Below are 24,165 nucleotides of genomic sequence, written 5' to 3'. Positions count from 1 at the left end.
CGCCGGCTGTCTCCTTTCGCCCTTTCACCATTTGTTCCTGCACTCAGCCGGGCCAGCCCAAACTTAGGATGGTCTGGTGACAGACGAACCCACAAAGCGCCGCTTCCTGACAGTCGAGCAGGCGGCCGAAGAGCTCAACGTGAAGTCGAGCCTCATCCGGGGCCTGATCAGCAGTGGAGAGCTGCGCGCAATTCAGGTCGGCGGGAGGGGCCTGTGGCGCATCGGCCTCCAGGATCTGGAAGACTACATCGCCGAAGCGTACCGGCGCACAGCCTCACACATTGCCGCTGGCGATCTCCCGGACGACGGGGAACAGGACAGCCAGTAGCCGTTTACTGGTGCAGCCTGATGATCAGGGTAGCGACCTGGGGTTCGTTCAGGTCCGGGCTGGTTACGTTCAGGAGGTAGGCGTACTCGCCGTCGGTTCCTTCCGAGTCGCAGACAGTCGTGGGGCCGATGGCGTTCGACCGCCGCTGGCAGATCTGGCTCTTCTTCATCTCAAAGCCAACCTTGGAGACAACCGCCGCGACTTCTGCGGCGCTAGCAGGGCGCGCACACATGGTCTTTACGCTTTCCTGCACCTCCAGGCGCGGGTAAGACGATGCTCGCGCGCAGGCTTCCGGGCATCATGCCGTCCCTCACGGAGCAGGAGGCACTAGAGGTCGCGTCGGTGCGATCACTCAGCGGAGAGCCCGTCGCAGCGCTCGATGTGCTCCCGCCGATCGAGGCGCCGCATCACAGCGCGTCTGTCGCATCGCTGGTCGGAGGGGGCTCGCGCACGGCGCGACCGGGAGCGATCGCACGTGCCCACCGCGGTGTGCTGTTCCTGGACGAGGCTGCCGAGTTCTCCCGGGTCGCACTCGATGCGCTCCGACAGCCGCTCGAATCCGGGGCGATCGAGGTGCATCGGGCGGGATTCACCGCCACGTTTCCCGCGAGATTCCAGCTGCTGCTCGCGATGAATCCCTGTCCGTGCGGGAACCACGGTGTCCGCGGCGCGGAGTGCGTCTGCCCACCCATGTCGATCAGGCGATACTCCACGCGCTTGTCCGGACCGCTTCGCGACCGTCTCGACATCGATCTGCAGGTGAGTCGTGTCGCGGCATCGCGAGCGATGGGCGATCATTCTCCATCGATGACGACGGCGCAGGCTCGAGAACGCGTCGCTGCGGCCCGAGAGCGAGCTGCCCGTCGGTGGATGAGTATGCGGTGGCGACGCAATGCAGAAGCGCCGGGGACCAGTCTGCGTCAGGGGGAACTCCGACTGGCTCCTGCGGTGCGCGCTCCACTCGATCGAGCCCTCGAGCGCGGCGCCCTCACGCTCCGTGGATACGATCGCGTTCTGCGTGTGGCTTGGACGATGGCAGATCTGGCGGAGCTCGATCGTCCCGGGATCGACGAGGTCGGACGGGCGCTGCATCTCCGAAGGGGGCTCCCGCGATGATGGATGTCCTCCTCGCTGATTCCGAGATCCTCGCCCTCGCCCGCACCCTCCATCCCGGTGATGAGCTGGCCGATTGCGTCGCGCGTGTCGCCTGGTCTGTGATCGCCGAGCCCGGCGATGCGGTGGCCGGATCGTTGATCGAATCGCTCGGTGCAGCGGATGCGCTTTCTCTCGCTGTGGGAGATTCGTCGTCGCTTCTCCCTCCGGGCGGTGCCAGCGCTACGGCGACGCGCGCACTGGTCGACGGTCGAGCCCGCTGGCGCCCACGCGCCGATCCTCGGGCGGTCATGGCCGCGCTGCGCGGAGGTGTCGCCGTGCGAACGCAGCTCGTGATCCCGGGAGATGCCGCATGGCCCCGCGGTCTCACGGATCTCGGCCCCCACGCCCCGAGCGTGCTGTGGGTGCGCGGCCGCGTGGAGTTGCTCAGCCGCGAGCCCCGAGTCTCGATCGTCGGGGCTCGAGCCTGCAGCGGGTACGGCGAGCACGTGGCGACCGAACTGGCGGGTGACCTCGCGGCCACCGGCGCCGTGATCGTCTCCGGTGGTGCGTACGGGATCGATGGGGCCGCGCATCGTGCCGCACTCGGCGTTCAGGGCGCCACGATCGCGATCCTCGCCGGCGGCGTGGACCGCGCATATCCTGCCGGCCATCAGAGTCTCCTGCGTCAGATCGCGGAACGAGGGGCTCTCGTGAGTGAGCCGCCGTGTGGGACGGCGCCCACCAAGTGGCGATTCCTCGCTCGAAACCGTTTGATCGCGGCGCTCGGCCATGCGACGGTCGTCGTCGAGGCGGGGTGGAGAAGTGGATCGCTGAACACCGCGGGCCACGCGGCCTCGCTCGGTCGCCCACTCGGCGCCGTGCCCGGTGCAGTGACGTCTGCGTCGTCGGCGGGGTGTCATCGTCTGCTCCGCGAGTACGACGCACACTGTGTGACCTCCGCGCAGGAGGTGAGGGAGTTGTACGGCGCGATCGACGAAAGAGTCGAGGAAGACGGTCAGAGCGGGACTCGAGCCACAGCCGCGTGCTCGATGCGTTGGGTACCCGGACGCGTCTGTCCATAGAAGAGGTGGCGCGTCGCTCCGGCCTGTCTCCTGATCGGGTTCGGGCCGTACTCGGGCTCCTTCATCTCGAGGGCGACGTCGCGCACGACGACGGAGGGTGGCATCGTCAGCGCCCGGCGAGAGCATCGACTTCCCGTGCACGATGAACGGCGAGGCTGCCGCGGACAGAGCATGCGCGGGGCAAGCTGGACTCATGGATCTCGCTGCCGCGACGGAGGCGTTCGCCGAACACCTGGAGAAGGTGCGCCGGCTGTCCGCCGCGACCGTCAAGGCCTATCGCTCAGACCTGCGAGACCTCGACGCCGCGGCGGGTGGTGTTCCCCTCGAGTCGGTCGACCTCGAGGTGCTTCGGGACTGGCTGTGGCGCGCCACTCAGCGTGGCGACGCCAGATCGACCCTCGCGCGCCGCGCCGCCACGGCCCGCTCATTCTTCAATTGGGCTCAGGAGCAGGCGCTCATCACGCATGATCCGAGCCTGCGCCTGGTCGCCCCGAAGAGGGGGAGGACGTTGCCGACGGTCGCCTCGCGGGACGCGATGTCGACACTTCTGGATTCTCACCGCGACGCCGCCGAAGAGGGCGACCCGATCGCGTTGAGAGACCACGCCATCCTCGAGCTGCTGTACGGCTCCGGTATCCGTGTCTCCGAGCTCTGCGGACTGGACATCGACGATCTCGATCTCGACCGCGGTACGGCGCGAGTGCTCGGCAAGGGCGCGAAGGAACGCATCGTGCCCTACGGCACTCCGGCGCGCGACGCATTGTCGGCGTACCTGAGGCGCGGTAGGCCGGTACTCGTCGCGCGCGCCCGAACCTTCACCCCTGCCGTGATCCTGGGCAGCCGCGGTGGCAGGGTAGGGCCGCGGACCGTGTACGAACTCGTCGCGCGGGTTCTCGCGCCGATCGTGGGTGCCGAGACGATCGGTCCTCACGCTCTGCGGCACACCGCGGCAACTCATCTGCTCGACGGGGGAGCCGATCTGAGGGCGGTCCAGGAGATCCTCGGACACGCCAGCCTCGGTACGACGCAGATATACACCCACGTCTCCACCGAGCGTCTGACGGCGACCTATCGACTGGCCCATCCGCGCGCATGATCTCTCGCTAAGCCCCCGTCGCTCAGCGTGCTTCGCAGCAGGGGAGCAGGACGGCTCTCGGAACGTCGTCGAAGAGCAGCAGGGGATTGATGTAGTCGCCGTCCAGCCGCACGCCGAGGTGGAGGGAACCCGCGGCGGTGTGCCCGCCGATATCCAAAACTCCGAGCGCCTGCCCGGCCGTGACGACATCACCCGCGACGAGCGTCGACCGAACGGGTTCGAGAGTCGTCACGAGGCCGCCGGTGTGCTCGATGGTGAGGAGCGGCCGATCCACCACGGTGCCGCGGAAGGCGACCACACCGTCCGCGGGGGCGGACACCTCTGCGCCGACCACGGCGGCCAGATCGACGCCGCGATGGCCGGCACCGTACTCGTGCGCGGGCGCGCGAAACGGAGCCGCGACAGCGCGAGGCCCGGCCACCGGCCAGCTCCAGCGAGGCCATTCGGTTGTCGAGGGAGCTTCCGCCGCCGCCACGGGAGCCGGCGCGGTGAGAGCGAGCAGCAGAGCGACAACGAGAAGGGAAAGGGCTCGGGGGACTGTGCGCATGGTGCGAGTCTGGTCGGATGCACTCCGTCGCGGGCACCGGAATGGTCGGCCGCCGCGGGACACCGGAACAAGACCGGCGTGCGGCGTGACGTGCAGGGTGAGTGCCCGCGCGATCCTGTATGCTGGGGGAGCACCTCGAAATCGAGGTGACTACGCGTGCCCAAAGCGATTCACTTCGCGGCATCCACTCCCACAGGTCCTTCTCCTCGATAAGGCGGGCGTGGGCCGGGCACCAGGAAGTCCGATCATCCGATCGGCTTGCAACCTCAACGGCGCAGAACCGCGCCAGAACCAGGAGACGACCATGGCTGTGGTCACCATCCGCCAGCTGCTCGACAGCGGCGTGCACTTCGGACACCAGACCCGTCGGTGGAACCCGAAGGTCAAGCGCTTCATCCTCACCGAGCGCAGCGGTATCCACATCATCGACCTGCAGCAGTCGCTGGGTTACATCGACAAGGCCTACGACTTCGTCAAGGAGACCGTCGCCCACGGTGGCACGATCCTCTTCGTCGGCACCAAGAAGCAGGCGCAGGAGATCCTCGCCGAGCAGGCGACCCGTGTGGGTCAGCCCTTCGTCAACCAGCGCTGGCTCGGTGGACTCCTCACCAACTTCCAGACGATCTCCAAGCGTCTCGCTCGTATGAAGGAGCTCGAGGAGCTCGACTACGAGGTCCCCGCGAACAGCGGCTTCACCAAGAAGGAGCTCCTGCTCAAGAAGCGCGAGCTCGACAAGCTGCACAAGTCGCTGGGCGGTATCCGCAACCTCACCAAGACGCCCTCGGCCATCTGGGTCGTCGACGCCAAGCGTGAGCACCTCGCGATCGATGAGGCCAAGAAGCTCGGCATCCCCGTGATCGGCATCCTCGACACGAACGCCGACCCGGATGACTTCCAGTACCCGATCCCCGGCAACGACGACGCGATCCGCTCCGTCTCGCTGCTGACGCGCATCATCGCCGACGCCGCTGCCGAGGGCCTGCAGCAGAAGCACAACCCGGAGACCGGCGACGCCGAGCCGCTGGCCGACTGGGAGAAGGAGCTCCTCGAGACTCCCGCACAGGAGGTTCAGGAGTCCGCTGACGCCGCCGAGGTCGTCACGGCAGACGACGCCGCTGCCGTCGTCGAGACGCCCGCCGCCGACGAGACCGCTGCCGACGAGGCCGGTGCTGAGGCGCACGACGAGGCGATCGCCGCCGCTTCCGGTGAGGAGACCGCTGAGGTCGCCGCCGCCGAGGCTGCTGACGCCAAGTAATCCCTCGTACACACACCTAACGAAGCAAGGAGCCACCACACATGGCCAACTTCACCATCGCTGACCTCAAGGCGCTGCGTGAGCAGCTCGGCACCGGAATGGTCGACACCAAGAAGGCGCTCGAGGAGGCTGACGGAGACGTCGCGAAGGCCACCGAGATCCTGCGTCTCAAGGGGGCGAAGGGCAACGCGAAGCGCGCTGACCGTTCCACGAGCGAGGGACTGATCGTCGCTCGCGAGCAGGACGGCGCCGTGACGCTCATCGAGCTCGCCTGCGAGACCGACTTCGTCGCGAAGAACGAGCGCTTCATCGCGCTGGCCGACAAGGTCGCCGACGCTGCAGCAGCGGTCAAGGCCGACTCGGTCGACGCCGCCCTCGCCGCCTCTGCCGGCGACAAGAGCGTCGAGCAGGTCATCTCCGAAGAAGCCGCGATCATCGGCGAGAAGGTCGAGCTGCGCCGCGTGCGCACGATCACCGGCGACAAGGTCGAGGTCTACCTGCACCGCACGAGCAAGGACCTTCCGCCGCAGATCGGCGTCGTCGTCGCCTACTCGGGTGACGATGCCGAGACCGCGCGCAGCATTGCGCAGCACATCTCGTTCGCCAACCCGTCCTACCTGTCGCGTGAAGACGTGCCGGCTGACGCGGTCGAGAAGGAGCGCGAGATCGTCACTGAGATCTCCCGCAACGAGGGCAAGCCGGAAGCGGCTCTCCCGAAGATCGTCGAAGGCCGCGTCTCTGCGTTCATCAAGCAGGTCGCCCTGCTCGAGCAGGACTATGCCAAGGACAACAAGCTGTCGGTCGCCCAGGTGGCGAAGGACGCCGGTATCACCGTGACGGACTTCGCGCGCTTCAAGGTCGGCGCGTAGCACCGTCGAAGGGGTTCGGATCGCCAAGATCCGAACCCCTTCTTCATGCCCACGAGGCACTATCTTGAATCGGGACGAGAGGACACCCACCCATGACTGAACGCACCGGACGCCGACGCGTCCTTCTCAAGCTCTCCGGAGAGGCATTCGGAGCGGGACAGCTGGGTGTCAGCCCCGACGTGGTCTCGCAGATCGCCCGTGACATCGCCGCTGCGGTGGACCGTGTCGAGGTCGCGATCGTCGTCGGCGGGGGCAACTTCTTCCGCGGCGCAGAACTGAGCCAGCGAGGCATGGACCGCGGTCGCGCCGACTACATGGGCATGCTCGGCACGGTCATGAACGCGCTCGCCCTGCAGGACTTCCTCGAGCAGGCCGGGGCCGCCACCCGCGTGCAGTCCGCCATCTCGATGACCCAGGTCGCCGAGCCGTACATTCCGCGCCGGGCTGAGCGTCATCTCGAGAAGGGGCGGGTCGTCATCTTCGGTGCCGGGGCCGGCCTCCCGTACTTCTCCACTGACACCGTCGCGGCACAGCGTGCGCTCGAGATCGGCGCGGACGAGGTCCTCGTCGCCAAGAACGGCGTCGACGCCATCTACACCGCCGACCCCAACAAGCATGCCGACGCGGAGCGCATCGAGCGCGTCACCTATCGAGATGCGCTCCAGCGTGGTCTCAAGGTCGTCGACTCGACCGCCTTCAGCCTGTGCATGGACAACAGTATGGACATGCGCGTGTTCGGCATGGAGCCCGCCGGGAACGTGACCCGTGCGCTCCTCGGCGAGCCGATCGGAACCCTCGTCACCGCCTGAGTGTGTGACACGGCGGAGACGACTTCGCCCGATAGAATTTGCAGAACACCCCGACGATAGGAGTCACCGTGATCGCGGACGTCCTCGCTGAAACCACCACTCGCATGAACCGGGCGGTCGAAGCTGCCAAGGAGGACTTCTCCACGGTGCGCACCGGTCGTGCGAACCCGCAGATGTTCCAGAAGGTCCTCGTGGACTACTACGGCACTCCCACGCCGATCGCCCAGCTCGCCTCCCTGGCGAACCAGGAAGCTCGCACGCTCATCATCACGCCGTACGACAAGTCGGCGCTGAAGGCGATCGAACAGGCGATCCGTGACATGCCCAACCTCGGAGCCAACCCGACGAACGACGGCAACCTCGTTCGCGTGACGATGCCGGAGCTCACGGCCGAGCGCCGCAAGGAGTACGTCAAGCTCGTCAAGACCAAGGCCGAGGACGCGAAGGTCCACGTCCGTGGTATCCGTCGCAAGGCCAAGGACGAGCTCGATGCCCTCAAGAGCGAGCTCGGTGAGGACGAGATCGCGCGCGGAGAGAAGGAGCTCGACGTCCTGACACGTCAGCACGTCGAGCTCATCGATGACGCGCTGAAGCGCAAAGAGGCAGAACTCCTCGAGGTGTAGTCGGGATGTCTGACGAAACGCGAGATGCCGACGACGATGGGCCGTTCACGCGTCACGGCGGGAACGGGAAGACCCCATCCGACGGCGTCCCGCTCGTTGACGCCGCGTTCCCGTCTTTCGACGCGGCTGCCGTCCCTCCGCGCCCACCGCTTCCCGCAGCTTCGGAGCGCATGCCCTCGGGCGGCGTCGGTCCCCTGGACACGGCGGATCACAACGCTATCCGGGAACAGTGGCGCGCAGCACGGGATGAACTCGGCAGCCATGTCTCCCATGCACGCGACCAGCTCGACCAGGCGAACGAACGTATCAAGGAGCGCACGGGCCGCGATCTCGTCCTCGCCATTCTGATCGGTCTCGCCTTCGGCGCTGCGCTCCTGGGATCGTTGCTCTTCCTCAAGGTGCTCTTCGTCCCGTTCGCTCTCGCGGCCGCCTTGCTCGGTGTCTACGAGCTCTCCCGAGCGCTGCGGAGCTCGGGTCGCCGCGTCGACGTGGTCCCTCAGCTGATCGCCGCCGCGTTCCTCGTGCTCTCTGCGTACTTCGCCGAGCCCTGGTTGTGCTGGGTGATGCTCTTCGTGTCCGTCGCGTTCGTCATCGTGTGGCGGCTCATCGCGCAGATGGTGGAGAAGGACGGCCGCACCTACGGGGACGTCCTCGCCGACGCCGTGACGAGCGGGTTCGTGCAGGTCTACGTCCCCTTCCTCGCGGGGATCGCGCTCATCCTCCTCAAGCAGGAGGGCGGTCAATGGTGGGTCCTCAGCTTCATCGCGATCGCCGTAGCGGCCGACACGGGCGCGTACGCCGCCGGTCTCGCCTTCGGCCGTCACCCGATGGCTCCGAAGATCAGCCCGAAGAAGACCTGGGAGGGCTTCGGCGGCGCCGTCATCGCCTCGCTCGCTGCGGGGGTGCTGCTCGCGATCTTCCTCCTGGAGCTGCCGTGGTGGTGCGGCGTGATCTTCGGCGCGTCGATCCTGCTCTCCGCGACGCTGGGGGACCTCGGTGAATCGATGCTCAAGCGCGACCTCGGCATCAAGGACATGAGTTCCTGGCTCCCCGGTCACGGAGGGCTGCTCGATCGACTCGACAGCATTCTGCCCTCGACGATCCCTGCGCTCTGTCTCTACTTCCTCTTCTCTCCTTGGGTGGTTCTGTGATGAACGAAGATCAGCTCGACGAACAGGCGGAATCGACGCCGCCGGCATTCGCACTCACCTCCGGTCGGGTGCGTGGCTATCACCGGGCAGCCGTCGACACGTTCCTCGCATCTGCCCGCCGCGCGTTCGAGGCGGGCGGCGATGAACTCAGCGCGGACGATGTGCGGACGGCCTCCTTCCCGCTGGTGAAGAACGGATACGTCGTCGCGGATGTCGACGCGGCGCTCGGCCGTGTCGAAGACGCCTTCGCCGCTCGAGAACGCGAACGCGCGGTGCGATCCGCGGGAGCAGGTGCCTGGGTGGAGCAGGCCAGAGCAGACGCGCAGGTGATCCTGGATCACCTGGCGCGACCACGGCGCCACCGCTTCGCCCGTACCGGAGTGCTCACCTTCGGGTACCGTCTCGATGAGGTCGATCATGTGTCGACGCGTATCGTGCGGTATCTCCGCGACGGCGAAGCGCTGACTGCCGAGCAGTTGCGCTCGGCGGCGTTCCGGATGCAGCGTGGGGGATACCGCGAGGAGCAGGTGGATGCCCTTCTGGACGCCACGATCGACGTGATTCTCGCCGTTCGCTGAGGTTCCTGATGGTCGATCCAGGCACTCTTGCGTAGACTGTCCCTCATCGTGAACTCCCGAAACGACATGAATCTCGAAAGAAACGACCTCTCGCCGGTGCCCGCGGTGAAGGCTCGTTCGGCGCGCACGGGCACACGACGCTGGTCTCGCAGCCGTGGTGTCGTCGGGGTCTTCAGTTCCCTCGCCGTCGTGGGTTTCGCCGGTGCATTGGTCGCACCGACCGGGGTGGCATTGGCCGCACCCGCCCCTGAGGAGTCGCCGGACTCCGCCTATTCGCTTGCGCTCGCGGACACTCAGAACCTCACCGTCACCGTCGAAGGTGCCGAGATCGCACCCGTCGTGCGCGGAGGGTTCGAGGTCTATGTGAAGCCGAAGCCGGCTCCGGTCCCGACCGTGGCTGCGGCACCCCGTGGGGGATCCTCCGGAAAGCCTTCCGGAGGTAGCCTTCCTCCGTACACGGGAGGCGGTGCTCCTGCAGAGTGGATGGCGGCAGCCGGCATCGCGCAGAGCGACTGGCAGTACGTCGACTACGTTGTGTCCCGCGAGAGCGGTTGGAACCCGAACGCCACGAACAAGTCCTCCGGTGCCTGCGGTCTGGTGCAGGCGCTGCCATGCAGCAAGGTGCCCGGCAACGGCTACAACCCGGTCGACAACCTTCGCTGGGCGACCGGATACGCCACCGGCCGCTACGGCAGCTGGGCCGGTGCGTACAACTTCTGGGTCAACAACCACTGGTGGTGAGCAGGCAGTATGCCCCGCTCTCGCAGACGTCCTTCGGAGCGCCCTGACCCCGAGGACTCCTTCGATCGCCTCCTCGCGGGCTGGAAGCGTACCGAGACCCGCCGCGGCGGTGAGTGGACCGTGCAACCGGTTTCCGGGGCGCAGGCGCAGAAGGACTATCTCTGCCCGGGCTGCGGTCGATCGATCGTCGCCGGAACCGCCCATCTCGTCGCCTGGCGCGCGGACGGCGTGCTCGGCGACGCGGCTGACCTCGCCGCACGGCGACACTGGCACACACACTGTTGGAGGCTTGCATGAGCATCGAGATCCGAGGACCACTGGAGCTTCCGGCGCGACGCGAAGACATCGAGCTGAAGACCGCCGACGGTCTCACGTTGGTCGGAGAGCTCGCCGTGCCGGAGACCACGACTCCTGTCGCGACTCTCGTGACGCTTCATCCCCTGCCTACGGCCGGCGGGTTCATGGATTCGCACATCATCCGCAAAGCGGCTGCACGTCTGCCCGCTCTGGCGGATCTGGCCGTGCTGCGATTCAACACGAGGGGGACCGCATCACCTCGTGGGACCAGTGACGGATCCTTCGATGGCGGGGCGTCCGAACAGTTCGACGTCGCCGCGGCGATGGACTTCGTGCGTGAACGCGCTCTGCCTCGCCCCTGGCTGCTGGGATGGTCCTTCGGCACGGAACTCGCGTTGAAGTACGGTCGGGAGCACGACATCGAGGGGATCATCCTCCTTTCGCCGCCTTTGCACCGCGCGACACCGGAAGAGGTCGCCGCGTGGGCGACGGTCGACCGCCCCGTGGTCGTCCTGGTACCGGAGCTGGATGACTACCTGCGCCCCGCCGAGGCCCGCGAGAGGTTCGCTGCGATCCCGCACGCACAACTGATCGCGGTGGACGGGGGGAAGCACCTCTGGGTGGGCGAGACCCAGACGCGACGCGTGCTGACGGAGATCGTGGCCGCGGTAAATCCTGCGGCACTGCCTCTCGCGACGCACTGGCCGACCGACGACTGACGCGCAGCGGGTTCAGAGCTCGTTCATCCGCGGGATGAGCACCTGCCGGTAGATGATCAGGATGCTCGCGGCGACCGGGATGGCGATCAGCGCGCCCAGCAGACCGAGAAGGCTTCCTCCGGCGAGTGCCGCGACCACGACGACCGCCCCCGGTACCGAGACCGCACGACTCATGATGCGCGGCGAGATGATGTAGGCCTCGATCTGCATGTAGATCAGGTAGTAGATCGCAGCGGCGATCGCGGTCGCCGGAGAGCCCAGGCCGGGGATGAGACACACCAGCACGATGATCGTGGAGCCGGTCAGGGTGCCGACGAGCGGGATCAGGGAGAAGAAGAACGCGATCACCGCGAGGACGGCGGGGAACGGTGCTTGGATGATCGACAGGAAGATCGCGCTGAGCACGCCGTTGATGACACCCTGCGTCACCTGCCCCATGACGTAATAGCCGACCGAATCCGTGATTTGTTCGGACAGGTCGATGAACCTGTCACGTTTCGACGCCGGAGCCAGCTGGTAGACCGCCCGCTTGAGGGACGGCGTGGAAGCCGTGAGATAGATCGTCAGGATGAGGACGATGAACGCACCGAACAGGCCGCTGAGCACGGCGCCACTCGCCACGAGGAACCCTTGGCCGATGGAGCCGCCGATCTCGGTCAGGTTCGTGGTGAGCCAGTCCTCGACGTAGGTGAAGACATCATCGACCCTCAGGTTGGGGAACGCGTCCGTCATCCACTGCTTGAGGTCGTCGATCGCGGTACCGCGTTGCACGATCGCCGTGATCTGGGCGATCAGCTGGGAGATCTGGTCGACCAGCACGGGAAGGACGATGAGCACGATGCCGACGAAGATGCCGAGCACCGCGAGGATCGTGACGATGACAGCGAGCCATCGGGGGAGACGCCGGCGCTCCAGGAAGGAGACGAGCGGATCGAGTCCGAGACTGAGGAAGAGAGCCGTGCCGAGATAGAGCAGAACCGTGGAGAGGTTCTGCACGCTGTTGATCAGCAGGATGCCCAATCCCACGCCGAGCGTCGCCACCAGGGCGGTGCGGAAGGGATTGTGGATCTTCATTCGGAGGCTCCTCGAGGACGGATGCAGCAAGGCTATCCAGAGCGTCCGGCTCGGCACCGACGACGTGCCGGTCCGGCCCGCACTGAACCTGCTCGTGGGCAACACACAGCTGATTTCGCTAGTCTGAAATGTCGAGTGTTGCGTCGCTGGCAAGTGCCGGCGATGCGTGAGGAGACTATTCGTGCGTTTCGTATGGGCCGTGGTGGCCTTCGTGCTGGCTGCCGTGCTGATCGGCGCGGGGATTGCTCAGCGCACCATCTTCATGGGGCCGGACACTCAGCAGACCCAGGTCGAGATCGATGAACCGGCACCCTTCGTCCTCATCGACGGCGACGTGCTTCGGGCGAATCCAGGCGCGCAGACGCTGATCGTCCGGGGAGAGGGCGAGATCTTCGGCAGCTATGGTCGCACCGCCGACATGGAGGCCTGGCTCGCCGACTCCGACTACAACCAGGTCACGCTGAAGAAGAACGGCGATCTGGCGGTCGAGCACGTCACGGCGCCCTCCGCTGACGGCGAGACCGATGCTCCGAGCGACGGCGCTGAGGGCGACTCCGCCGACGCGGAGTCCGCGGGGCGTGATCCGCGGGGATCCGATCTCTGGCTCGACTCGTTCGTCAAGGACAACCGTCTCACGGCCGAGAACATGCAGTTGCCCGAGGGCACGAGCATGCTCGTCGCCTACGACGGCACAGCCGATGCGCCGGATGACATCGTGGTCTCCTGGCCGCTGGACAACTCGACGCCGTGGGCGGGACCTCTCATGGTCGCCGGGGGAATCGTGCTGCTGCTCGGCCTCATCCTCTACGTGCTCGCGATCCGCCATCAGCGCCGCGGCCGCGGCCCCCGGCGCAAGGGCCCGGGTCCGCTCCCGGCGACCGAACCGATCGACGTCGCGGTTCTTCCGCCGTCTGAGCGCGCGGCGATCGAGGAGTCCGGCGCTCCGCGCAGCGAACCCTCCGCAGGAACGGCGGCGCCGGCCGACGGAGACGTCGAGGAGGCGGAGATCGTGGACGAGAGCAAGGACCCCGACGCGAAGACCTCCATGCGCGCAGCCACGCGGCCTCGCCGGCGTCGCATGCTCGCGCTTCCGGCTCTCGGGCTCACGGCGCTTCTTGCCGCCGGGTGCTCGTCGGACTCGTGGCCGCAGCTGGGCGACGCCTCGCCGAGCCCGTCTCCGAGTCCGACGGTGATCGCGCCGGAGAACCAGAAGCCCCCTGCGGTGACCGAAGCGCAGGCCAAGCGCATATTGAAGACGCTCGCCGGCACGGTGAGCGAAGCCGACGCAGCACTCGACCTCGACCTGCTCGCTACCCGCTTCGAGGGGCCCGCTCTCGCAGCGCGGACCACTGAGTATGCTCTGCGCTCGAAGCTCCCGGACACCGTTCCGCCCGCGGCGATCCCGACCGATCAGGTCGAGGTCGTGCTGCCGGAAGCGACCGATCAGTGGCCGCGCACAGTACTGATGCTGTCGAAGACCGGGGATGACACGGTGCCGCCGGTGGTCCTCACGATGACGCAGGCCGACCCCTGGTCGAACTACAAGGTCTCGAACATCGCCGAGATGTCTGCTGACGCCGTCTTTCCCGAGGTCGCCGCATCCTGGCTCGGGACATCGCTCGTTCCCTCCGATTCCGCGTTCCTGACGATCCCGCCTGCGAACCTCGCCTCGACCTTCGCCGATGTGGTGGACCAGGGGGAGCAGAGCGAGTTCTACGACATGTTCGACGATCTGGCGTTGACCTACGCCAAGTCGATCACCGACAGCCGTCAGGCCGTGATCCAGGCTCTCGCCGACAAGGGCGCCGCCGACACGTCGAAGGCCGCCTTCGACATGGCTCCGACGACGGATGCCCCCATCTCGATGACGACTTTGGACAGCGGCGCGATCGTCGCCGTCACCCTCACCGATACCGAGACGGTGACGCCGACGGGAGACGACGTCTCCATCCGTTTCGGCGACAATGCACAAGCCAAGGCCCTCACCGACGCGACCGAGTCCGCGAAGGGCGTCGAGACGACCTACGAGTTCCAGCTGTTCTTCTCGGTCCCGGCAAAGGGCTCGACGGAGCAGATCCGGCTCCTGGCAGCCCACCAGGACCTCCTGTCCGTGAAGGTGATCAAATGAGTGAGATCTCTCCTGCCGCCCTGCGCGGTGCCGTCGACCTGTCGAGTCTCCGCAACCGGCCCGCATCTCCCGCAGAGGGCGCCCCCGCCCAGGGACTGCCCGATGTCGTCGTGGATGCGACCGACGAGACGTTCGGGCAGATCCTCGAGCTCTCGCGCACCGTTCCCGTCGTCGTCGACCTCTGGGCGGAGTGGTGCGGCCCCTGCAAGCAGCTGAGCCCGATCATCGAGAAGGTGACGCGCGAGCTCGGCGGACGCGTGCTGCTCGCCAAGGTCGATGTGGATGCGAATCCGCAGCTCGCGCAGAGCTTCCGTGCCCAGTCCATCCCGATGGTGGTGGCCCTGATCGCCGGTCAGCCGGTGCCGATGTTCACCGGGGCCGTGCCGGAGCAGCAGGTTCGCGACGTCTTCGCGCAGCTGCTGCAGGTGGCGGCGCAGAACGGTGTCACCGGATCGCTCTCGGTCGGCGAGGAGGGCGCGGACCCGGAACCTCCCGTGGAGCCGGAGCTCCCCCCGCTGCACGCTGAGGCGTTCGCGGCGATCGAGGTCGGCGACTACGCGGCCGCGATCACGGCGTACGAGAAGGCGCTCGCGGAGAACCCGCGGGACGCGGACGCGCTCGCTGGTCTCGGCCAGGTGCGGCTGCTCGACCGCGTTCAGGGCCTCGATCTGCAGGCGGCACGGGCCGCAGCGGCCGACGGCCCGCTCGACGTCCAGGCGCAGTTCGATGTGGCCGACCTCGACCTCGCCGGCGGGCATGTCGATGACGCCTTCGGTCGCCTGCTCGATCTGTTCGCGCAGCTCCCGTCCGACCAGCGCACGCCCGTTCGTGAGCGCCTGGTCGAGCTCTTCGGGCTCATCGGTGCGGAGGATCCGCGGGTCGTGTCGGCGCGCAACCGGCTTTCGTCGCTGCTGTTCTAGGGAGGTACGCGCCGAGTCGCCGGCGCGCTCAGCCGTGGTTGACCGTTGGCACGTGAGGGTCGGACTGGTAGCGCAGCCACAGCGTCGAGAGCGCGGGCAACGTCAGGGTCGCGAGCGGTGCTCCTGTTTCTGAGGGTTTCGCATAGACCAACCCGAGGTTGCCCGATCCTCGACCCCCGTAGTCCGCCGCGTCCGTGTTGAGCACTTCCTGCCACACTCCTTCTCGAGGAAGGGTGAGCTGATACCCGGTGCGTTCCACCCCGGCGAAGTTGCTCACGACGACCAGGCGTCCGCCGTGCGCGTCACGCCGCTCGAACGCGATCACCGTAGATTCCCAACTCGGTGCACCGAGGCGGCTGAACGACGAACCGTCGTTGTCGCGTTCCCAGAGAGGGGCCTGCGCCCGGTAGGTACGGTTCATCTCGCCGATGAAGTCCTGCAGCTGGGCATGTGAGGGCTGCTCGAGGAGCCACCAATCCAGCTCGCGCCCTTCCGACCACTCCGCCAGCTGGCCGAACTCCTGCCCCATGAACAGCAGCTTCTTGCCGGGGTGCCCCCACATGTAGGCGAGGTACGCACGCACGTTCGCCAGCTTGTGCCAATGGTCTCCCGGCATCTTTGCGACCAGGCTGCCCTTGCCGTGGACGACTTCGTCGTGGCTGATGGGAAGCAGATAGTTCTCACCGAAGGCGTAGACGAAGGAGAAGGTCATCTCGCCCTCGTGATGCCCGCGGTACATCGGGTCGCGGGAGATGTACTGCAGGGAGTCGTTCATCCAGCCCATGTTCCACTTGAACCCGAAACCCAGGCCTGCGTGGTCGGTGGGAGCGGTGACGCCGGGGAAGCTGGTGGACTCCTCCGCGATCATCAGGATCCCCGGGTGCAGCCGGTAGGCGGTGGCATTCACCTCCTGCAGGAAACGGATCGCCTCGAGGTTCTCGCGCCCGCCATGGATGTTCGGCTCCCATTCGCCCGGTTGACGGGAGTAGTCGAGGTAGAGCATCGAGGCGACGGCGTCGACACGGAGCCCATCGACATGGAACTCCTGGAGCCAGTACAGGGCGTTGGCGACCAGGAATCCGCGGACCTCCGGGCGGCCGTAATCGAAGATGAGTGTTCCCCAGTCCTGATGCTCTCCGCGTCGTGGGTCCGGGTGCTCGTAGAGAGGCTGACCGTCGAAGCGTGCGAGTGCGAAGGCATCCTTGGGGAAGTGGCCCGGAACCCAGTCCATGATCACGCCGATGCCGGCCTGGTGGAGACGGTCGATGAGATAGCGCAGGTCGTCGGGCGTGCCGAACCTGCTCGTGGGGGCGTAGTATCCGCTGACCTGATAGCCCCACGATCCACCGAACGGATGCTCGGCCAGCGGCATGAACTCGACGTGGGAGAAGCCCGATTCCGTCACATGCTGGATCAGCGGGTCGGCGATCTCGCGGTATCCGAGGCCCGCCCGCCATGAGCCGACGTGGACCTCGTAGATCGACAACGGCTGCGCCACGGCGTGGGTGGCCGCCCGGCGCGTCATCCACGCGCCATCCGACCAGCTGTGCGTCGATGCCGTCACGATCGATGCCGTGTCGGGCGGAACCTCGGCAGCGAGCGCCATCGGGTCGGCCTTGAGGATCCACGCCCCCTCGCGGGTGCGGATCTGGTACTTGTATCTGGTGCCGATCGGAAGCCCCGGAACGAAGAGCTCCCAGACGCCGCTGACGCCCATCGAGCGCATGGCGTGGGCTTCGCCGTTCCAGTCGTTGTGATCGCCGACCACCCGCACGGCAGTGGCGTTGGGCGCCCAGACCGCGAACGAGACGCCGATCTCTCCGTCGAACGTGCGCACATGAGCACCCAACGCCTCCCAGAGGCGTTCGTGACGCCCCTCGGCGATCAGGTGCAGGTCGAGGTCGCCGAGCGTCGGCGGATGCCGATACGGGTCTCCCGACACTGTCTCATCGTGATCTGCGTACCTCGTGGCGATGCGATAAGGGACCGGGGGACCGCTGTGCTGGCCCTCCCAGATGCCGTGGGCGACGTGGGCGAGCTCCCGTCTGCTGCCGTCGTCGAAGACGGCTGCGACTGCTTCTGCGAGCGGGCGTCTGGCACGGATCACGGTGACGGTGCGGTCGGCCGCATCCTTGTGGGCATGCGCTCCGAGAACGGAGTGAGGATCGTGGTACGTGGCTGATGAGACCGCCTCCCATTCGGTGGATGCGGCGACGTCTTCCGTGTAGCTCATGATCGCTCCCTCACCTTCAGGATGTGCACCGGCTCGGCGAAGGCGTCGAGTCGCACGTAGTTGTGATCGGTCCAGGTCCAGACGGCTCCCGTGAGGAGGTCCTCCACCTCGAAGGCCTCGCCCGGGAGGATGCCCCACTGGGTCGTGTCGAGGTGCACGGTGGTCTCCCGCACCGAGTGCGGGTCGACGTTGGCGACGACGATGACGGTGTCTCCGCGACCGGTGCCGGTGAACGGCGCCGCCAGATGCTTGCTGTAGACGAGCACCGCGTCGTCGTCGCTCCAGTGCGCGCGGAAGTTGCGGAGCTGCTGCAACGCGGGATGAGCGCCCCGGATCTCGTTGAGTCGGCGCAGCAGGGGGGCGAGCGATTCGCCGCGAGCCTCGGCGCCGACCCAGTCTCGGAACTTGTACTCGTACTTCTCGTTGTCGATGTTCTCTTCGGACCCGGGACGGGCGACGTTCTCGAAGAGTTCGTAGCCCGCGTAAACGCCCCATACGGGACCTGCCGTCGCGGCGATGCAGGCGCGGATCCTGTAGGCCGCCCTGCCACCGAACTGCAGGTACTCGGTGAGGATGTCGTGGGTGTTCACGAAGAGGTTGGGCCTCATGTAGTCGGAGGTCTCGTGGGATACCGAGCCGAGGAACTCCTCGAGCTCGGCCTTCGTGTTGCGCCAGGTGAAGTAGCTGTAGCTCTGCTGGAAACCGACCGCGGCGAGCGCGCGCATGACGGCCGGTCGGGTGAACGCCTCTGCGAGGAAGATCACGTCGGGGTCGACGGCGTTCACCTCTGCGATGAGCCATTCCCAGAACTGGAGCGGTTTCGTGTGCGGGTTGTCGACGCGGAAGATCTTCACGCCCTGCGCCACCCAGTGCTGCACGACCCGCAGCATCTCGGCGTAGATGCCGTCCGGATCGTTGTCGAAGTTCAGAGGGTAGATGTCCTGGTACTTCTTCGGCGGGTTCTCGGCGTAGGCGATCGTGCCGTCCGGGAGGGTCGTGAACCATTCCGGATGCTCGCGCACCCATGGATGGTCGGGCGAGGCCTGGAGTGCGAGGTCGAGCGCGACCTCGAGCCCTTCCCTCCGTGCCGCGCGCACGAACGCCCGGAAATCCTGCGGGGTGCCAAGTTCGGGATGGATCGCATCGTGCCCGCCTTCCGCGGCCCCGATCGCGTACGGCGAACCCGGGTCTCCGGCCTCGGCGGTGAGGGTGTTGTTGCGTCCCTTGCGATTGGTGGAACCGATCGGATGGATCGGCACCAGATACACCACGTCGAAACCCATCGCCGCGACGTCGGGCAGACGCCGCGTCGCGGTGCGGAACGTGCCGCTCTTGACGGTGCCGTCCTTCAGACGCCGCGCGCCTTCGGAGCGGGGGAAGAACTCGTACCAGGCGCCGACACCTGCCGCGCGCCGGTCGGCATGCAGCGTGTGTGTCGGCGTCGCGGAGCGCAGAGTCGTCACGGGACGGTCGCGGAAGATCTGAACCAATCCCGCATCCGTCGCCAGCGCCATGGTCGTCGCGGCATCGCCGTCCTGCAGGGATACCGCGTCTGCGCCGAGCCGTTTCCGCTGCGGTGCCGGGCGGTCCTTCTCCGCGGCGGCCCGCGCCAGCAGATCTGCCCCCAGCGCTGCCATCACCGGGACGTCGACCCCGGCGGCGACCTTGAGCTCCGCGGCGTGCGCCCAGGTCGCGAAGTCATCGGAGAAGGCCTCGAACCGGAAGAGCCATTCGCCCTGTTCGTCGAGCGCGATCGGCGTCGACCAGGTGTCGGTGCCGTCGTCGCGGGGAGAGAGGCGATGCAGGGTCTCTTCTCCGGAAGGGGACGTGAGCCGGACGTGCACGCCGATGACGTCGTGGCCCTCGCGGAACGCGACCACGCTGAAGGGCACCACTTCGCCGACGAAGGCCTTCGGCCTGAAGCCACCGGGTACCGATGGCGACGGGTCGAGCAGCGGGATGCGGGTCGTCCGAAGTGCACCGGGAGAATCCGCAACGCCCAGGGCGCGCGCCGGGATCTGAGCGGGGCTCCGAAGAGCCGAGGACCGAGTACCAGCACGTGCAGCCACCTCCCGAATGTACCGCGCGGACGTGGCCACGGGTAGCGCGCCGGAGGGTGCGTCGTCGGCCGGCTTCATTCGATGCGGAACAGCCTCATCGACGTGCCCGAGACCGGCAGCACATCGCCAGGCGCGAAGACCTCTTCGTCATCGGAAGGGCGCTCCTGAGCACTCGACCACAGCGAGACGAAGCGGGTCGCGTCTTCGATCTCGACGGGCAGGCGTACATCGATGGGCGACTCGGTACCGTGCACGATCAGCAGGATGCGGTTGTAGGCCTCGGTGTCGGGAGTGGAGGCGGCGACATACTGCAGCGTCCGGTTCCCTGGGTCGGCCCATTGGTCCTGCTCCATCGTCTCCCCGTTCTGGTCGTACCAGTCCATCACCGAGGCGTTGGGGATGTGCTCGCCGAGTCGCGCGTAGCGGCTCGGTCGCAAGGCGGGGTTCTCCTGGCGCAGCCGGATGAGCCGGGAGACGTGGGCGCGCAGATCGTCCTGCCAGGGCTCGAACTCCCAACCGAGCCAGGTCAGGACGGAGTCCTGGGCATAGGCGTTGTTGTTGCCTCGCTGGGTGCGACCGACCTCGTCGCCGGCGGTGAGCATGGGAATGCCCGCGGACAGCAGGAGCGTTCCGAGCAGGTTGCGCATGGCTTTGCGCCGCGAGGCGAGGATGGTCGGGTCGTCTGTCGGACCCTCGACTCCGTGGTTGAACGCGCGGTTCATGTCCGCACCGTCGCGATTCTGTTCGCCGTTGGCCTCATTGTGCTTGACGTCGTAGGAGACGAGGTCGTGCAGGGTGAAGCCGTCGTGCGCCGTGACGAAGTTCACGCTGGCGAGCGGACCGAGGTCCTCGCTGAAGGTGTTCGACGATCCGGCGAGACGGGTCGCGAATCCACCGATGCCCACCGGGGCAGATGCTCGCCGGGCGTAGTCGATGTCGCTCAGCCAGAAGTTGCGCACCCGATCGCGATAGCGGTCGTTCCACTCATGCCAGCCGGCCGGGAAGTTGCCCGTCTGCCAGCCGCCGAGACCGACGTCCCATGGCTCGGCGATGAGCTTGGTGTCGGCGAGGATCGGATCGTCCGCGATGGCGGTGAGAAGCGGATGCTCCGGGGTGTATGTGTGGGCGGCGTCGCGGGCGATGGCCGTGGCGAGGTCGAAGCGGAAGCCGTCGATCTGCATCTCCTGCGCCCAGTAGCGCAGGGAGTCCAGAACGAGTCGGGCACCGGCATCGGTTGCCGTGTTCAGGGTGTTGCCGCACCCGGTGGTGTCGACGTAGACGCCGGACTCATCCTGTCGGTAGTAGTTGGCGTTGTCGATGCCGCGCAGGCTCGAGCGCGGACCGCCGATGCCCTCTTCGGACGTGTGGTTGTACACGACGTCGAGGATGACCTCGAGTCCGGCCTCGTGCAGCAGCCGCACCATGCCCTTGAACTCGGCCAGCACTGCCTCCGGCCCCTCCTTGCGGGCCTCCTCGGTGGCGTAGGCGGTGTGCGGGGTGAAGAAGTTCAGCGTGTTGTAGCCCCAGTAGTTGGTGAGACCGCGCTCGAGGAGGCGAGGTTCCGGCACGAAGGCATGAACCGGGAGCAGCTCGATCGAGGTGATCCCCAGGGAGTGGAAGTAGGCGATCATCGCGGGGTGGGCGAGCCCGGCGTAGGTGCCGTGCAGTGCGGGAGGAACATCGGGATGACGCTTGGTGAGGCCCTTGAGATGCCCCTCGTAGATGACCGTGCGGTCCAACGGCACCCGAGGCTTCTGCGACTCGCCCCAATCGAAGCCGTCGACGATCACCACGGAGCGCCATTCCTCGTACCCGTCTCCCTGCGCGAGGCCGCGGGCGTAGGGGTCGAGGAGCAGCGTCTCCGGGTTGAACGTGTTCCCGGGGCCGTGCGGACCCCCGACACGGATGGCATACCGCACACCGGGTTGGAGCAGTTCGGTGGTGACCTCCCAGACGCCCCCGGCGAGTCGCTCGAGCGGCACTTCGTCCGTCGCCCAGTCGAGGTCGGTGGCGTCGAAGACGACCAACTCGATGGAGGAGGCGTTCTGCGACCAGACGCGCAGGGTACCGACGCCGTCGTGCAGACGAACGCCGAGGTTGTCGAGGGCAGGTCCGCCGGGCACGGTGAGGTCTCGGGACTCGGGCATGAGTACACACTAGGCGCGATGTGTTGCCGTCTCATGTCAGCGCGCACCCGGTACCTGGAGGCAGCACCCTTCCGCCCTCGTTTCGGGAGAGAATCGAAGGATGCGGCACTATCTGGACCACGCGGCGACCACGCCACTGCGCCCCGAAGCACGGGAGGCCTGGCTCGCCGCTTCCCAGATGGTCGGCAATGCGTCGTCGACGCACGGGGCGGGTCAGGATGCGCGTCGGCTGCTCGAGGAGTCGCGCGAACGGGTCGCCGCGGTGCTGGAGGCCGACCCGATCGAGATCGTGTTCACCTCCGGGGGCACGGAGTCCATCAACCTCGCTCTTCAGGGGTTGTGGCACGGCCGCGCGGGCGGAACGTCGGCGATCGTGATGCCCGACGCCGAGCATCACGCGACCATGGACACGGTCGCCGCGCTCGTGGATGAAGGGGCAGCACTGCGACGAGTGCCCGTCGCGCCCGACGCGCGGATCGATCCCGAGCAGTTCGCCGCCGAGCTTCCCGGTGCCGCTCTGGCGACGGCCCTCGCGGCGAACAACGAGGCCGGAACCATCAACGACACCCGCTCCCTCGCAGCCGCGGCGGCGGGAGCGGGTGTTCCCCTGCACATCGACGCCGTCGCGGCTCTCGGGCACGTGCGCCTGTCGTTCCGCACCCTGCGAGGTGATGCCGACGGTGGGGTCGGTCTGGTCGCCATGAGCTTCGCCGGCCACAAGATCGGCGCGCCGGTCGGCGTGGGAGTCCTCGTCACGGCACGCACGGCCCGCCTCACCGCGTTGCTGCGTGGGGGAGCTCAGCAGCGCGGGTTGCGCGCGGGCACGCAAGACGTCCCCGGAGCTGCCGCTTTCGCGACGGCGCTGGAGCTCGCAGAGCGCGAACGATCGGACGAGACCGCACGACTCAGCGCGCTGCGTGACCGCCTCGTGTCCGGCATCAGGGCGGCCGTGCCGAGAGCAGAACTGCTGGGGGATCCGACCGTGCGCCTCCCGGGGAACGCGCACGTGCTGTTCCCCGGCGCGGTGGGGGAGAGCCTGCTTTTCCTCCTGGATGTCGCCGGCGTCGCCGCCTCGACGGGATCCGCCTGCCAGGCGGGCGTCGCCGAGCCGTCGCACGTCGTGATGGCGATGGGGCGCAGCGAACGGGATGCGCGCAGCGTGCTGCGGTTCTCGCTCGGTCGGACCTCGACCGATACCGACGTCGATGCGGTGCTCGCCACGATCGCTGACGCCTATGCCCGCGCATCCGGCGCCGGCACAGCCGCGCGCTCGTAGACTGGTCTCATGCGGATCCTTGCGGCTATGAGCGGTGGAGTCGACTCCGCCGTCGCGGCCGCCAGGGCCGTGGAGGCGGGGCACGACGTGGTCGGCGTGCATCTGGCACTGTCCCGTGCCGGCGGCACCCTGCGCACCGGCAGCCGCGGCTGCTGCACGATCGAGGATGCCCTCGACGCCCGTCGCGCCGCCGACGTGCTCGGCATCCCGTTCTACGTCTGGGACTTCTCGGAGCGGTTCCGCGACGACGTGATCGCAGATTTCATCTCCGAGTACCAGGCCGGTCGCACCCCCAATCCCTGCATGCGATGCAACGAGAAGATCAAGTTCGCCGCACTGCTGGAGCGAGCGATCGAGCTCGGGTTCGACGCCGTGTGCACGGGGCACTACGCGACGTTGATCGACGGCGACGGGGGTCTCGAGCTGCACCGCGCCTCCGACAACGCCAAAGACCAGTCGTACGTCCTGGGCGTCCTCAACGCCGAGCAGCTCGCGCACACTTACTTCCCGCTCGGCACCACGCCCTCGAAGGCGATCGTGCGCGCCGAAGCCGAGGCACGCGGTCTGAGCGTCGCGCAGAAACCGGACAGCCACGACATCTGCTTCATCCCCGATGGTGACACCCGCGGTTGGCTCGCCGAGAAGGTCGGCACGGCGACCGGCGAGATCGTCGACCGCAGCGGAGAGGTCGTCGGATCCCACGAGGGTGCTCACGCCTTCACCGTCGGGCAGCGCCGCGGTCTCAAGCTCGGTGTGCCCGCCGCCGACGGCAAGCCCAGGTTCGTTCTCGAAGTGCGCCCGGTCTCCAACACCGTCGTCGTCGGCCCGAAGGAGGCCCTCGCCATCGCCGAGATCGCGGGGGAGCGGTTCAGCTGGGCCGGCGCTGCACCGACCGAATCGTCCTTCTCCTGCCATGTGCAGATCCGTGCGCATTCCGAGCCCGTGGCCGCACACGCCGAGGTCTCCGACGGGGGTGTACGCGTCATACCGGAAGTTCCCCTCGACGGCGTCGCACCGGGGCAGACCGCTGTGCTCTATGTCGGAACGCGCGTGCTCGGACAGTTCACGATCGATACGACGGTCTCGGCGGTTCCCGTCGGCGCGTAGACGTTTCCGGTGTCGGTACCCGCTCGTAGA

22 protein-coding genes and 1 pseudogene are annotated in these 24,165 nt (G+C 67.3%); 18 read left to right on the top strand and 5 right to left on the bottom strand.

Annotated features, from left to right (window positions below):
- The first annotated feature begins 76 nt into the window (after positions 1-76).
- From MicroSTF_RS03070 to MicroSTF_RS03050, 5 genes and pseudogenes are all read left to right on the top strand, one after another.
- The gene (locus tag MicroSTF_RS03070) at positions 77-328 is read left to right on the top strand and encodes a helix-turn-helix domain-containing protein (RefSeq protein ID WP_234752110.1); all 252 of its coding nucleotides are present in this window, start codon (positions 77-79) and stop codon (positions 326-328) included.
- Between the two features lie 237 nt (positions 329-565).
- Positions 566-1,444, top strand: a pseudogene (locus MicroSTF_RS03065) (ATP-binding protein); the annotation flags it as partial.
- Entirely contained in the window at positions 1,441-2,505 is a 1,065-nt protein-coding gene (dprA, locus tag MicroSTF_RS03060; RefSeq protein WP_322953501.1) for a DNA-processing protein DprA, read from the top strand. The pseudogene MicroSTF_RS03065 and the gene dprA, both read left to right, overlap by 4 nt.
- Positions 2,466-2,651, top strand: coding sequence for a hypothetical protein (locus MicroSTF_RS03055; RefSeq protein ID WP_322953499.1), 186 nt, complete (start codon positions 2,466-2,468; stop codon positions 2,649-2,651). Before dprA ends, MicroSTF_RS03055 begins: the two co-directional genes overlap by 40 nt.
- A gap of 47 nt (positions 2,652-2,698) precedes the next feature.
- A complete protein-coding gene (locus MicroSTF_RS03050) occupies positions 2,699-3,601 on the top strand; it encodes a tyrosine recombinase XerC (RefSeq protein WP_322953497.1) in 903 nt (300 codons plus the stop codon).
- Positions 3,602-3,623: 22 nt separating this feature from the next.
- Here MicroSTF_RS03050 and MicroSTF_RS03045 read toward each other — a convergent pair whose 3' ends face one another.
- Positions 3,624-4,148 (bottom strand): murein hydrolase activator EnvC family protein, encoded by a 525-nt coding sequence (locus MicroSTF_RS03045; RefSeq protein WP_021200479.1) that lies wholly within the window; start codon positions 4,146-4,148, stop codon positions 3,624-3,626.
- A gap of 304 nt (positions 4,149-4,452) precedes the next feature.
- Between MicroSTF_RS03045 and rpsB the strand changes: the two genes are divergently transcribed.
- The 9 genes from rpsB to MicroSTF_RS03000 all read left to right on the top strand — a co-directional run bounded on the left by rpsB (position 4,453) and on the right by MicroSTF_RS03000 (position 11,190).
- Entirely contained in the window at positions 4,453-5,403 is a 951-nt protein-coding gene (gene rpsB, locus MicroSTF_RS03040; protein WP_029265446.1) for a 30S ribosomal protein S2, read from the top strand.
- A 41-nt stretch (positions 5,404-5,444) separates the two neighbouring features.
- Complete coding sequence (tsf, locus tag MicroSTF_RS03035) at positions 5,445-6,272, top strand: translation elongation factor Ts (protein ID WP_029259163.1); 828 nt, start codon at positions 5,445-5,447, stop codon at positions 6,270-6,272.
- Between the two features lie 92 nt (positions 6,273-6,364).
- Complete coding sequence (gene pyrH, locus MicroSTF_RS03030) at positions 6,365-7,081, top strand: UMP kinase (RefSeq protein WP_017830711.1); 717 nt, start codon at positions 6,365-6,367, stop codon at positions 7,079-7,081.
- 68 nt (positions 7,082-7,149) lie between these two features.
- Positions 7,150-7,704, top strand: a complete 555-nt coding sequence (gene frr, locus MicroSTF_RS03025; protein WP_021200482.1) for a ribosome recycling factor — start codon at positions 7,150-7,152, stop codon at positions 7,702-7,704.
- 5 nt (positions 7,705-7,709) lie between these two features.
- Complete coding sequence (locus tag MicroSTF_RS03020) at positions 7,710-8,855, top strand: phosphatidate cytidylyltransferase (RefSeq protein WP_029259164.1); 1,146 nt, start codon at positions 7,710-7,712, stop codon at positions 8,853-8,855.
- Positions 8,855-9,433 carry a DivIVA domain-containing protein gene (locus MicroSTF_RS03015; protein ID WP_021200484.1) on the top strand — a complete coding sequence of 193 codons (579 nt, stop codon included), beginning with the start codon at positions 8,855-8,857 and terminating at the stop codon, positions 9,431-9,433. Before MicroSTF_RS03020 ends, MicroSTF_RS03015 begins: the two co-directional genes overlap by 1 nt.
- A 66-nt stretch (positions 9,434-9,499) precedes the next feature.
- Positions 9,500-10,174 carry a transglycosylase SLT domain-containing protein gene (locus tag MicroSTF_RS03010; RefSeq protein WP_021200485.1) on the top strand — a complete coding sequence of 225 codons (675 nt, stop codon included), beginning with the start codon at positions 9,500-9,502 and terminating at the stop codon, positions 10,172-10,174.
- 9 nt (positions 10,175-10,183) lie between these two features.
- The gene (locus MicroSTF_RS03005; RefSeq protein WP_084487375.1) at positions 10,184-10,471 is read left to right on the top strand and encodes a hypothetical protein; all 288 of its coding nucleotides are present in this window, start codon (positions 10,184-10,186) and stop codon (positions 10,469-10,471) included.
- Entirely contained in the window at positions 10,468-11,190 is a 723-nt protein-coding gene (locus MicroSTF_RS03000; protein WP_029259167.1) for an alpha/beta hydrolase, read from the top strand. The genes MicroSTF_RS03005 and MicroSTF_RS03000 overlap by 4 nt, the downstream gene beginning before the upstream one ends.
- Before the next feature lie 12 nt (positions 11,191-11,202).
- On the opposite strand, the gene MicroSTF_RS02995 is transcribed toward MicroSTF_RS03000, so the two are convergent.
- Positions 11,203-12,264: an AI-2E family transporter gene (locus MicroSTF_RS02995; RefSeq protein ID WP_021200487.1), complete on the bottom strand. Its 1,062-nt coding sequence runs from the start codon at positions 12,262-12,264 to the stop codon at positions 11,203-11,205.
- A gap of 181 nt (positions 12,265-12,445) precedes the next feature.
- Here MicroSTF_RS02995 and MicroSTF_RS02990 point away from each other — a divergent pair, with 181 nt between their 5' ends.
- Both MicroSTF_RS02990 and MicroSTF_RS02985 read left to right on the top strand, forming a co-directional pair.
- A complete protein-coding gene (locus MicroSTF_RS02990; protein ID WP_051671023.1) occupies positions 12,446-14,392 on the top strand; it encodes a hypothetical protein in 1,947 nt (648 codons plus the stop codon).
- Entirely contained in the window at positions 14,389-15,312 is a 924-nt protein-coding gene (locus tag MicroSTF_RS02985) for a tetratricopeptide repeat protein (RefSeq protein WP_297554056.1), read from the top strand. The genes MicroSTF_RS02990 and MicroSTF_RS02985 overlap by 4 nt, the downstream gene beginning before the upstream one ends.
- Positions 15,313-15,340: 28 nt before the next feature.
- On the opposite strand, the gene glgB is transcribed toward MicroSTF_RS02985, so the two are convergent.
- Genes glgB through glgX form a run of 3 tightly spaced genes read right to left on the bottom strand, consistent with a single transcriptional unit; the run spans position 15,341 to position 21,752 of the window.
- The gene (gene glgB, locus MicroSTF_RS02980) at positions 15,341-17,545 is read right to left on the bottom strand and encodes a 1,4-alpha-glucan branching protein GlgB (protein ID WP_322953475.1); all 2,205 of its coding nucleotides are present in this window, start codon (positions 17,543-17,545) and stop codon (positions 15,341-15,343) included.
- Positions 17,542-19,683, bottom strand: coding sequence for an alpha-1,4-glucan--maltose-1-phosphate maltosyltransferase (locus MicroSTF_RS02975; RefSeq protein WP_401121569.1), 2,142 nt, complete (start codon positions 19,681-19,683; stop codon positions 17,542-17,544). Before MicroSTF_RS02975 ends, glgB begins: the two co-directional genes overlap by 4 nt.
- Complete coding sequence (gene glgX, locus MicroSTF_RS02970; protein ID WP_322953473.1) at positions 19,680-21,752, bottom strand: glycogen debranching protein GlgX; 2,073 nt, start codon at positions 21,750-21,752, stop codon at positions 19,680-19,682. The genes MicroSTF_RS02975 and glgX overlap by 4 nt, the downstream gene beginning before the upstream one ends.
- Before the next feature lie 100 nt (positions 21,753-21,852).
- Between glgX and MicroSTF_RS02965 the strand changes: the two genes are divergently transcribed.
- Together MicroSTF_RS02965 and mnmA are read left to right on the top strand one after the other, a co-directional pair.
- On the top strand, positions 21,853-23,028 hold the full coding sequence (locus tag MicroSTF_RS02965) for a cysteine desulfurase family protein (protein WP_322953471.1): 1,176 nt from the start codon (positions 21,853-21,855) through the stop codon (positions 23,026-23,028).
- Between the two features lie 9 nt (positions 23,029-23,037).
- On the top strand, positions 23,038-24,135 hold the full coding sequence (mnmA, locus tag MicroSTF_RS02960; protein ID WP_322953469.1) for a tRNA 2-thiouridine(34) synthase MnmA: 1,098 nt from the start codon (positions 23,038-23,040) through the stop codon (positions 24,133-24,135).
- Positions 24,136-24,165 lie beyond the last annotated feature (30 nt).

Origin of the sequence: Microbacterium sp. STF-2 (genome assembly GCF_034650155.1) — a bacterium.
Taxonomy (GTDB): Bacteria; Actinomycetota; Actinomycetes; order Actinomycetales; family Microbacteriaceae; genus Microbacterium; species Microbacterium maritypicum_A.
The sequence above is the reverse complement of the archived record's forward strand: the minus strand, read 5'-3'. Positions and strand labels throughout refer to the sequence as shown.